The following is a 10,740-nucleotide window of genomic DNA, read 5'->3' on the forward strand; positions in this document are numbered from 1 at the left end:
ACGCGGCGCTGTCCCGGCGACAGGCGGCGGCCCGCGCCCGGCGTACCCCCGGCGGCGGCGACGCTGCCGGCGGCTCGGGGCGGCGGTTGCGCGGCTACTCCGGCCCCGGCCCCGACCCGCGCGATCCGCAGCCGCTCAGCGCCGTGCTCAACCGGCTGGTGAAGGCGCGCGGCTGGCAGCAGCCGGCGGCCGAGGCCACCGTGTTCGGCGCCTGGGAGCGGGTCGTCGGTGCGGAGGTCGCGCAGAACAGCCGCCCGGTGAAGTTGGAGAACGGCGAGCTGACCGTGGAGGCGCGCTCGACCGCCTGGGCCACCCAGCTGCGGCTGCTCGCCGGCTCGCTGCTCAAGCAGATCGCCAGCGAGGTCGGGCACAACGTGGTGCGCAAGCTGCACATTCACGGCCCGGCCGCGCCCTCCTGGGGGAAGGGCCCACGCCGCGTACGCGGCCGGGGTCCGCGCGACACGTACGGCTGAGCCGGCCGTTCAGCCGCGCCGGTCGGCCTCGCGGGCTGCCCGCTTGCGTTCCCGCTGCTCCCGGGTGAAGCGCTTGCGCTCGGCCAGGTCCCGTTTCCACGCCTCGCGGGCCTCGGCCGAGCCGCCCTGCACCGCGCCCTGCACACCCTCGGCCGGGCCGGCGAGGTGCCGGAAGGCCCAACGCATCAATCGGCCGCCCTCGCCCGGGGCCCTGGTGATCGCGCCGTCGTCGCTCATCTGCCGCCCTCTTCCCCGCGTCGCCTCGCCGGTTCTCGCCCGCCGCACGAGCGTACCTTTGGCGCACCAATGGTTGGTGTACCAATGATCGGTACGATAGTCACCGTGCGGAGAGAGGGCAACCGATGAGCGAACGACCGGACGGCGTCGACCCGCTGGCCCTGGAGCAGCAGGTCTGCTTCGCCCTCTCGGTCGCGGCGCGCAGCGTCGTGGCCGTCTACCGGCCGCTGCTGGAACCGATGGGGCTGACCCACCCGCAGTACCTGGTGATGTTGGCGCTCTGGCAGCACGCGCCGCTGTCCGGCCGCGACCTCAGTCGCCTGCTCCAGCTCGACCCGGGCACGCTGTCACCCCTGCTCAAGCGGCTGGAGGCGGCCGGCTACCTGCGCCGGGAACGCGACCCGAACGACGAGCGCAGCCTCGCCGTCACCCTCACCCCCAGCGGTGCCGCGCTGCGGAGTCAGGCCGAGCTGATCCCGGCCGCGATCGTGCAGCGGCTCGGGCTGCCCGTCGAGGATCTGCAACACCTGCACGCGGTGCTCACACAGGTGATCTCGGCCGCCAACCGGCCGGCCGGCTCGGAGACCGACGCGGCGGCTCAGGCGTCGGCGTAGACGGCGAACCCGCGCTCGGCGCAGCGCCGGTAGAACGCGGCCAGCACGCCCAGTTCGGCACAGGTGAAGTTCCACTGCGGCGGATCACCGCGCTCGTCGCGCAGCGCGTCGAGCCGGCTCTCCAGCCAGCGCAGCTGCTGCTCGGCCAACCGACCGTCGCCGAGCAGGGAGCGCAGCACGGTGCTCACCGACTCGAAGGTGACCGCCTCGCCGGTCGCGCGGTGCGCGGCCACGAACCGTTCGATGCCGCTCGCGATCCAGGAGCAGCCGTCCGGGTCGATCACCGGGTCCTCGTCCTCGGCGGCGGCGTCTGTGGCGTACAACACACCTTCGAGGCCGAGCAGTAGATCCACCAACTCGGTGTACGCGGTCGCCCGGATGGTGCCGGTCTTCGCGATCAGCTCGGCCAGCGCCGCGGTCGGTGCAGAGATGCGCGGCAGGTCGACGATCTCGCCGAAGTCGACGAACTCGGCCGGCGCGACCGGATCGTAGAAGCGGCCGGTCCGCGGCCAGTGCACCGCGACGTTGTCCAGCCCCATCTGTCACCTCTTAAGAGCACGTGTCGGGTCGATCGGGTCGATCGTCCCGGTTCCAACCGGTAAAGATCAAGGCTGGTTCCGGGGCGCCGCAAACGTACGGCACTGACGCTTCGGCCGCGACCCCCGACCCGCCCGACCGCGGGTCAACCCGTTCCGGGGCGGCGCGTGCGATGGGGGCATGGCGTGTGGGGGGAGTCGTGGGCGGCGGGGTTCTGCCGGCTACGGACATCTCAGCCGCCTCTCTGAGGGTGCCGAGTGGTGGTTCTGTCCCCCGCGCACAGTAGGATTGACAGCGAGACGAAGACCCGGTGTGGGAGAGGGACGGGGCCGGTGGCCCCAGATTCATTCTCCACGTCGGGTCGAGCCGATCGCGATCCGCGGGCAACCGCGGCGACCGGCGCGTTCGACCCGCTGTCCGGAGGTCTCCGGCACCGGTCCGCGCGCCGACGTCGCGTCCTGTCCGCCGAACCCGCGCCCGACGCGCCCTACCGGCGCGGCTGACGCGAGAAAGTGGCCGAGGGTGGCAGCGCAGGACAAGCAGGAGTACGGCGCAGAGTCGATCACCGTTCTCGAGGGGCTGGAGGCGGTTCGCAAGCGGCCCGGTATGTACATCGGGTCCACCGGCGAGCGCGGTCTGCACCACCTCGTCTGGGAGGTCGTCGACAACGCGGTCGACGAGGCGCTGGCCGGATACTGCGACACCATCGACGTGGTGCTGCTCGCCGACGGCGGCGTCCGGGTCACCGACAACGGCCGTGGTTTCCCGGTCGACCTTCACCCGAAGCTCAAGAAGCCAGGTGTCGAGGTCGCGTTGACCATCCTGCACGCGGGTGGCAAGTTCGACGGCAAGGCGTACGCGGTCTCCGGCGGTCTGCACGGCGTCGGTGTCTCCGTGGTGAACGCGCTCTCCACCAAGATGTTCGTCGAGATCCACAAGTCCGGCTCCGTGTGGCGGCAGCACTACACCAACTCCAAGCCGAGCCCGCTGGAGAAGGGCGAGGCCACCGACCGCACCGGCTCGGCGGTCTCCTTCTGGCCCGACCCCGACGTCTTCGAGACCGTCGACTTCGACTTCCAGACCATCTACCGGCGCCTGCAGGAGATGGCCTTCCTCAACCGCGCCCTGCGCATCCACCTGCTCGACGAGCGGGTGGCCGAGGAAGAGGACGGCCGGCAGCGCGAGGTCACCTTCTACTACGAGGGCGGCATCGCGGACTTCGTCCGGCACCTCAACGCCTCGAAGAGCCCGATCCACAAGACAGTGGTCGAGTTCGAGGCCGAAGAGGAGGGCATGTCCCTCGAGATCGCCATGCAGTGGAACGAGTCGTACGGCGAATCGGTCTACACCTTCGCCAACACGATCAACACCCACGAGGGCGGCACCCACGAGGAGGGCTTCCGGTCCGCGCTGACCAGCGTGGTCAACCGGTACGGCACCGACAAGAAGCTGCTCAAGGGCGACGAGAAGCTCTCCGGCGAGGACATCCGGGAAGGGCTCGCGGCGATCATCTCGGTCAAGCTGGCCAACCCGCAGTTCGAGGGCCAGACCAAGACCAAGCTGGGCAACACCCCGGTGAAGAGCTTCGTGCAGCGGGTCTGTAACGACCGGCTGGTCGACTGGTTCGACCGCAACCCGGCCGAGGCCAAGATGATCATCACGAAGGCCTCCCAGGCGGCCCGCGCCCGGATCGCCGCCCAGCAGGCGCGCAAGCTGGCCCGGCGCAAGTCGCTGCTGGAGTCCGGCTCGATGCCGGGCAAGCTGGCCGACTGCCAGTCCACCGACCCGCGTGAGTCCGAGGTGTTCATCGTCGAGGGTGACTCGGCCGGCGGCTCGGCCAAGCAGGGTCGCGACCCACGGACCCAGGCGATCCTGCCGATCCGCGGCAAGATCCTCAACGTGGAGAAGGCCCGGATCGACCGGGTGCTGAAGAACAACGAGGTCCAGGCGCTGATCACCGCGCTGGGCACCGGCATCCACGACGACTTCGACATGGAGAAGCTGCGGTACCACAAGGTGGTGCTGATGGCCGACGCGGACGTCGACGGTCAGCACATCCAGACGCTGCTGCTCACCCTGCTGTTCCGCTTCATGCGTCCGCTGGTCGAGATGGGGCACGTCTACCTGGCCGCTCCGCCGCTCTACAAGATCAAGTGGAACAAGAAGGGCGACGACGCCCAGTACGCGTACTCCGACCGCGAGCGGGACGGTCTGATCGTGCTGCGCCAGCAGAAGAAGCCGAACGCCAAGCCGGACGACATTCAGCGCTTCAAGGGCCTCGGCGAGATGAACTATCCCGAGCTGTGGGAAACCACGATGAACCCGGCGACGCGTACCCTGCGTCAGGTCACTCTCGACGACGCGGCGACCGCCGACGAGTTGTTCAGTGTGCTGATGGGTGAGGACGTCGAGGCGCGCCGGTCGTTCATTCAGCGCAACGCCAAGGACGTGCGGTTCCTGGATATCTGACGGACTGAGCCGGATCGGCCGGGCAGAGCCCGGCCGATCCGGCGGTCCACAGAGTTATCCACAGCTTGGCCGGTATCCACAGCCGTTATCCACAGCACGAAAACGACTCTGAGTCTGATAAGGGTATACAGTGACCGATTCTCCCGAGTCCACACCGAACGAGCCCGAGGTCCCCGCCGAGGCCATCGCCGCGGTGGTCGCGCACGACCGGATCGAACCGGTCGGGCTCGAGGTGGAGATGCAGCGCTCCTACCTCGACTACGCGATGAGCGTCATCGTCGGTCGTGCGCTGCCGGACGTCCGGGACGGCCTCAAGCCGGTCCACCGCAAGATCCTCTACGCGATGTTCGACTCCGGCTACCGTCCGGACCGCGGCTACGTGAAGTGCTCCCGCGTCGTCGGTGACGTGATGGGTCAGTTCCACCCGCACGGCGACTCCGCGATCTACGACGCGCTGGTCCGGATGGCGCAGTCCTGGTCGCTGCGCTACCCGCTGGTCGACGGCAACGGCAACTTCGGCTCGCCGGGTAACGACCCGGCCGCCGCCATGCGATACACCGAGTGCAAGCTCGACCCCCTCGCCATGGAGATGCTGCGGGACATCGACGAGGACACCGTCGATCTGCAGGACAACTACGACGGCCGGGCCAAGGAGCCCACCATCCTGCCGTCGCGGATCCCCAACCTCCTGGTGAACGGCTCCGAGGGCATCGCGGTCGGCATGGCCACCAAGATCCCGCCGCACAACCTGCGGGAGATCGGCGCGGCGGTGCAGTGGTGCCTGGAGCACCCGGAGGAGGACGAGGAGACCACCCTCGAAGCCCTGCTCGGCATCGTCAAGGGCCCGGACTTCCCGACCCACGGCCTGATCGTCGGCACCACCGCGATCCAGGACGCGTACCGCACCGGTCGCGGCTCGATCCGGATGCGCGCCGTGGTGGAGGTCGAGGAGGACAAGCGGGGCCGCCCCTGCCTGGTCGTCAGCGAGCTGCCCTACCAGGTCAACCCGGACAACCTCGCCGAGCGGATCGCCGAGCTGATCAAGGAGGGCAAGCTCGCCGGCATCGCCGACATCCGCGACGAGTCCTCCGGTCGTACCGGCATGCGAATCGTCCTGGTGCTCAAGCGCGACGCGGTCGCGAAGGTCGTGCTGAACAACCTCTACAAGCACACCCAGCTCCAGGAGACCTTCGGCGCCAACATGCTGGCCCTGGTCGACGGGGTGCCGCGCACGCTCAACCTGGCCCAGTTCCTCCGCTACTACGTCGAGCACCAGATCGACGTGATCCGCCGGCGGACCGCGTTCCGGCTGCGCAAGGCCGAGGAGCGGGCGCACATCCTGCGCGGCCTGGGCAAGGCGCTGGACGCGCTGGACGAGGTGATCGCCCTGATCCGGCGCTCGCCGACCGTGGACGACGCCCGGCAGGGCCTGATCCGGCTGCTGGAGATCGACGAGATCCAGGCGACCGCGATCCTGGACATGCAGCTGCGCCGGCTCGCCGCCCTGGAGCGGCAGCGGATCATCGACGACCTGGCGAAGCTCGAGATCGAGATCGCCGACCTCAAGGACATCCTCGCCAAGCCCGAGCGGCAGCGGAAGATCGTCTCGGAGGAGCTGGGCGAGATCGTCACCAAGTGGGGCGACGACCGCCGGACGCAGATCATCCCGTTCGACGGCGAGGTCTCGATGGAGGACCTCATCGCCCGCGAGGACGTGGTCGTCACGATCACCCGCACCGGTTACGCCAAGCGGACGAAGGTCGATCTGTACCGCTCGCAGCGGCGCGGCGGTAAGGGCGTCAGTGGCGCCACGCTGCGGCAGGACGACATCGTCAGCCACTTCTTCGTCTGCTCGACCCACGACTGGATCTTGTTCTTAACAAACAAGGGCCGTGTCTACCGGGCCAAGGCGTACGAGTTGCCGGAGGCCAGTAGGGTAGCCAAGGGCCAACACGTGGCCAATCTGCTCGCCTTCCTACCCGACGAGCAGATCGCGCAGATCATTGAGATCCCGAACTACCAGGTAGCCCCCTATCTGGTACTGGCCACGAAGAACGGCCTGGTGAAGAAGACGCGGCTCGAGGAGTTCGACTCCAACCGTTCCGGCGGCATCATCGCGATCAACCTGCGCGATGAGGACGAGCTGGTCGGTGCTGCGCTGGTTGCGCCGGAGAACGACCTGCTGCTGGTCTCGAAGAAGGCACAGGCGATCCGGTTCAACGCCTCGGACGAGGCGTTGCGGCCGATGGGCCGGGCCACCTCGGGCGTGATCGGCATGCGCTTCACGGACGACGACGTCCTGCTCGCCATGGAAGTCGTGCGGGAAGGTTTGGACGTTCTGGTGGCCACGAACGGGGGATACGCGAAGCGCACCCCGATCGAGGAATACCCGGTGCAGGGCCGGGGAGGTAAGGGCGTGTTGACTGCAAAGATCACCGAACGGCGCGGTGGTCTGGTTGGCGCGGTGGTGATCGATCCGGACGACGAGCTGTTCGCGATCACCAGCAACGGTGGTGTCATTCGGACTCCAGTGAAGCCTGTACGCCGTACGCGTGACCGGAACACAATGGGGGTCAAGCTGATGGACCTCCCGGACGGCGTGACTATCGTGGCGATTGCTCGCAATGCCGACGAGCCTGACGAACAGGACTAGTTGAATGACGGAGACACAGGCGAAGTCGGGGAACACGGGGACCTCGGCCAAACCGGTCGACGAGGAGGCCGCCAAGAGCGGCACACCAGCGACCGGCCGCGCGGCCGTGGGCCGGGCGACGGTCCCCGCCGACGCGCCTGCCCCGAAGTTCACCAGGGCTCCAGGTATGACACCCCCGCCGGAGCAACCGGGCGAGGATGGCGAGTCCGGCGACAAGACCGAGACGCCCAGCGCCGAGGCGCCGACGTCGGCCGCCGCCAGTCCTCCGGGCCCGGCTGCGGCACCCTCGGCGCGTCCGGCCACCACCCAGCCGATCGGTGTCCGGCCCGGTCAGGCGGCGTCAACCGGGTCCACCGGCACCCAGTCGCGGATCACGCCCGGGATGACCCAGCCGCAGCCGGAAGCGGCGCGTACGGCCGCCACTGCCGGCCGCCCGGCCAGCGGCGGTGGCCTGCCGCCAGGGATCGGCAACGCGTCCGCTGTCGGCGCAGCCCGCGTCGGTGACGCCGTGCGTGCGGCGCGTACGTCGGTCAGCTCGGCCGCCTCCCGCGGGCCGCGTCGGGCCCGGCTGAACCTCAAGCGGATCGACCCGTGGTCCGTGATGAAGTTCGCATTCGCGGTGTCGGTGGTGCTCTTCATCGTCGTGGTGGTGGCCACCTCGGTGCTCTACCTGGCGCTGGACGCGATGGGTGTGTTCCAGAGCGTCAACGAGAGCCTGAGTGACCTGGTCAACGCCGGCGGTGGGCAGAGCACCAGCGGCTTCCAGATCACCGCCAAGGGCGTGATTCTCAGCTCGGCGCTGATCGGCCTGGTCAACGTGGTGCTGTTCACCGCGCTGGCCACCCTGGGAGCGTTCGTCTACAACGTCTGCGCCGACCTGGTCGGCGGGATCGAGCTGACCCTCGCTGAGCGGGACTGAGTGACCGGGACGCCGGGGCACCGCGGAATGCGGTCGCTCCGGCGCCCCGTACTCGGGTAGGTTTTGCAGGCGGCGACGGGCCTGGCTCGCAAGCTCGGACCCCGATTTGGGGCCGGCGGAGCGGATGGGTTAATCTTGCTCGTCGCAACGCGGGGCTATAGCTCAGTCGGTTAGAGCGCAGAGCTGATAACTCTGAGGTCGATGGTTCGATTCCATCTAGCCCCACCGCATGTCGTCCGACGATAGTCGAGCGCGAGGGGTCGCCCCATGTTCAAGAAGCTGCTGATTCTGGCTGGCGTCGCCGGCGTCGCCGCCGTCGTGTTCAACAAGATCAAGGCCTCGAACGACGAGCGTGCCCTGTGGCACGAGGCGACCACCGCGCCCGACCTGCGCTGACGTTCGGCCTGGCGACGAGCGATCGTCGCCAGGCCACCCACGGGGCCCTAGCTCAACTGGCAGAGCACTGCCTTTGCAAGGCAGGGGTTAGGGGTTCGAGTCCCCTGGGCTCCACCACACACAGCCTGTGAGCTGCACCGGAGCTAGGTTCGAGATCATCGGGCACAGATCCGGCACAGACCAGGAATGATCTTCCCTCGGTTGGCATCTACCGGCGGTGCGCCGCAGCCCGCAGGACATCACCGATCACACCGCGCCGCCGCTCTCGGCGAGGCCACCAGTGCACGTAGGTCTCCAAGGTGATCCGTAGCGTCTGGTGACGGAGCAGCCGTTGCACGTCCTGTGGTTCGGCGTGATTGGTGATCAGCGTCGTGGCGAAGAAGTGCCGCAGCGCGTGAAACCCTCCGTGCTTCTTGGGCCATCCCGCCTTGTCCCGCCACTTGACCCACTCGTTCGACCAGGTCCGGTCCGTGAACGGATTCCCTCGCGTGGTCGTGAACAACAGTGGCACCGAGCGGCGTACCGGGTCGCCGGAGGTTATGTCGACCATCTCGACCTCGACCGGTGGGAAGTCGCGGACGTGAGTTTCGAGCGCTTCCCGCACGGCCTGGTCCAGGTCGAGGGTTCCCGACGAACCGGCTTTGGGCAGGCAGAGGTAGAAGCCGCCGTAGCCCTGCGGGGAGTACCGGAGCTGCTGAGTGACGTGCAGCTCCTGGGCGCTCAGGTCGACGCTCTTACCGTGCTCCATTCCCAACATCTCGCCGAAGCGGCACCCTTGGCCGGCACCGAGCCAGATCGCAGCCCGATACCGAGCCGGAACCGCGTCGAGTAGCGCCAACACCTCATGTTCTGTCGGTACCCATTTCGGCACGCGGGACAGGCCACGGAGCACCTTCACGAGCTTCACCCCGTCGCACGGGTTGTCAGGGATCACCTTGTCGGTGACGGCAGCCGCGAGGATCGCGTCAAGCAGCTCGAAGTACAGACGCAGCGACGATTTGGGGACGTCGTTGGCGAGCTGCGAGGTCAGCCACTCCAAGACGGTGGTCAGCGTGATCGAGCGAGGAGTCACCGACCCGAAGGCCGGGAACAGGTGGCAACGCAAGTTCGACTCGACCCGCTTCCGGGTTTCCATCGCCCAGCCGATCTCACGCGACAGCCGCCAGCGTTCGGCGTAGTCCTGGAAGGTTACCGACCGCTGAGCGCGGTCCACCTTTGCGGCGTCGACGTTGCCGGTTCTGGCGTTGGCGTCGAAGTCCTTGGCGTCGGTCTGGCGGTCGAACAGCCGCTCACGAGTAACGCCGGAGGCGTCCGAGTAGCGAACCCGCCAGCGTTTGCCGCGACCGTGCCGTTTCGAGGGCAGGCGCTTTCGATCCGGCCCTAACGCCTTGAGGTACCACAGGTCATCGACAGCCATGTCAGGCCGCCTTGCGGTCGAGCCAGTCCCGCACGTCGGCAGGGTCGTAACGGAGGTGACGACCGACCCGGGAAGCACGAGGCCCGATCCGGCGGTAGCGCCACTGGTAGAGAGTCGCCACCGGTACGCCCAAGTAGGTGGACACGTCCTCCACCGTCCACAGCGGGTCGATCGACCGGGGAACCTTGGTTCCTTCCATGCTCACTTTTTCTCCTGTCTGGTCAGGCGGCGACCGGCACGGTGCCGGCGGGGGTGGTGCCGAGTTCGTGGGCGAGTTCTTCGCGGCCGGTGGCGTGTCGGGCGCGGGCCATGGCGGCGGCGGTGTTGGCGAGCAGGGCGTCTCCGGTGGTGTGCCAGCCGACGCCGGCGAAGGTGAGGGTGCCGACGATCAGGGTGGTGCCGTCGAGGTGGTCGACGGCCCTGATGGGGTCGGTGACGTCCTGGTCCTGGTCGTCGTTGCGTCGGTAGGTGACGCGGGTGTCGCGCAGGAGTTGGAAGGTCACCGAGTAGCGGCGGGCCTTGGTGAGGAAGTGGCCGCCGAAGCCGAGCATGTGTGCCCAGCGGCGCAGCCGGGCGTAAGGGCTGCTCGTCACCGGTTTGATGGATTCGGCGTCAAGGCTGGCTTGACGTTCGGCGACGCAGACGGGGCACGCGGCGTAGCGGGTGTGGGTGCCGCAGTCGGGGCATTCCCAGCGCGTCACGAAGCCGGGTGTGGGCCGGTGGTCCCGGGGTCGCTGCGAGAGCGGGACGGGTGTTTTGGTGGGTCGGCCGAGTCGCCAGCAGGCGTCGATGAGGCGGGCGGTGTGGTCGCCGTCGGGGTCGGCGTAGTCGCCGATGGTGTCGGCGTCGAGCCTGACGGAGCGGTGCCCGGTTACCTCGGTGCTCTTGGTGGCGTACTTGGCAAGGTAGCCGGCGACCATGCCGTCGGTGACCTCACCGCTGCCGGTCAGGCTGATGGGTCGGATGTCGAGGCCCTTGGACGGGTCGCCCCATACGATCGACCAGCCTTCGGGCCGGTCGGGGTG

General features: G+C 68.4%; 11 protein-coding genes and 2 tRNA genes. 8 read left to right on the forward strand and 5 right to left on the reverse strand.

Going from position 1 to position 10,740, the window contains the following annotated elements; all coding sequences use genetic code 11:
* A partial coding sequence (locus DLJ58_RS31995; protein WP_124862419.1) for a DciA family protein occupies positions 1 to 473 on the forward strand: 473 nt, incomplete at its 5' end.
* Positions 474 to 482: 9 nt separating this feature from the next.
* Here the strand turns inward: DLJ58_RS31995 and DLJ58_RS32000 are convergent.
* Positions 483 to 710, reverse strand: a complete 228-nt coding sequence (locus tag DLJ58_RS32000; RefSeq protein WP_124862422.1) for a hypothetical protein — start codon at positions 708 to 710, stop codon at positions 483 to 485.
* Between the two features lie 125 nt (positions 711 to 835).
* Between DLJ58_RS32000 and DLJ58_RS32005 the strand changes: the two genes are divergently transcribed.
* Entirely contained in the window at positions 836 to 1,324 is a 489-nt protein-coding gene (locus tag DLJ58_RS32005) for a MarR family winged helix-turn-helix transcriptional regulator (protein WP_124862425.1), read from the forward strand.
* On the opposite strand, the gene DLJ58_RS32010 is transcribed toward DLJ58_RS32005, so the two are convergent.
* Positions 1,309 to 1,863: a hypothetical protein gene (locus DLJ58_RS32010; RefSeq protein ID WP_091396527.1), complete on the reverse strand. Its 555-nt coding sequence runs from the start codon at positions 1,861 to 1,863 to the stop codon at positions 1,309 to 1,311. The two genes, DLJ58_RS32005 and DLJ58_RS32010, sit on opposite strands and share 16 nt — an antisense overlap.
* A 520-nt stretch (positions 1,864 to 2,383) precedes the next feature.
* Here DLJ58_RS32010 and gyrB point away from each other — a divergent pair.
* The 6 genes from gyrB to DLJ58_RS32035 all read left to right on the forward strand — a co-directional run bounded on the left by gyrB (position 2,384) and on the right by DLJ58_RS32035 (position 8,415).
* A complete protein-coding gene (gene gyrB / locus DLJ58_RS32015) occupies positions 2,384 to 4,330 on the forward strand; it encodes a DNA topoisomerase (ATP-hydrolyzing) subunit B (protein WP_124862428.1) in 1,947 nt (648 codons plus the stop codon).
* A 130-nt stretch (positions 4,331 to 4,460) separates the two neighbouring features.
* Positions 4,461 to 6,983, forward strand: coding sequence for a DNA gyrase subunit A (gene gyrA, locus DLJ58_RS32020; protein ID WP_112583939.1), 2,523 nt, complete (start codon positions 4,461 to 4,463; stop codon positions 6,981 to 6,983).
* A 4-nt stretch (positions 6,984 to 6,987) separates the two neighbouring features.
* Positions 6,988 to 7,902, forward strand: a complete 915-nt coding sequence (locus DLJ58_RS32025; protein ID WP_124862430.1) for a DUF3566 domain-containing protein — start codon at positions 6,988 to 6,990, stop codon at positions 7,900 to 7,902.
* A 151-nt stretch (positions 7,903 to 8,053) separates the two neighbouring features.
* A tRNA-Ile gene (locus DLJ58_RS32030) sits at positions 8,054 to 8,127 on the forward strand.
* A 42-nt stretch (positions 8,128 to 8,169) separates the two neighbouring features.
* The gene (locus DLJ58_RS34785; protein WP_244219214.1) at positions 8,170 to 8,298 is read left to right on the forward strand and encodes a DLW-39 family protein; all 129 of its coding nucleotides are present in this window, start codon (positions 8,170 to 8,172) and stop codon (positions 8,296 to 8,298) included.
* A gap of 41 nt (positions 8,299 to 8,339) precedes the next feature.
* Positions 8,340 to 8,415, forward strand: a tRNA-Ala gene (locus DLJ58_RS32035).
* Positions 8,416 to 8,506: 91 nt separating this feature from the next.
* On the opposite strand, the gene DLJ58_RS32040 is transcribed toward DLJ58_RS32035, so the two are convergent.
* From DLJ58_RS32040 to DLJ58_RS32050, 3 genes are all read right to left on the reverse strand, one after another.
* A complete protein-coding gene (locus DLJ58_RS32040; RefSeq protein ID WP_244219215.1) occupies positions 8,507 to 9,793 on the reverse strand; it encodes a tyrosine-type recombinase/integrase in 1,287 nt (428 codons plus the stop codon).
* A complete protein-coding gene (locus DLJ58_RS32045; RefSeq protein WP_124862435.1) occupies positions 9,717 to 9,914 on the reverse strand; it encodes a helix-turn-helix domain-containing protein in 198 nt (65 codons plus the stop codon). The genes DLJ58_RS32040 and DLJ58_RS32045 overlap by 77 nt, the downstream gene beginning before the upstream one ends.
* A gap of 22 nt (positions 9,915 to 9,936) precedes the next feature.
* Positions 9,937 to 10,740: replication initiator (locus tag DLJ58_RS32050; RefSeq protein WP_341869943.1), on the reverse strand; the 804-nt coding region annotated here is incomplete at its 5' end.

It is taken from the genome of Micromonospora arida (assembly GCF_003857035.1).
Classification (GTDB): domain Bacteria; phylum Actinomycetota; class Actinomycetes; order Mycobacteriales; family Micromonosporaceae; genus Micromonospora; species Micromonospora arida.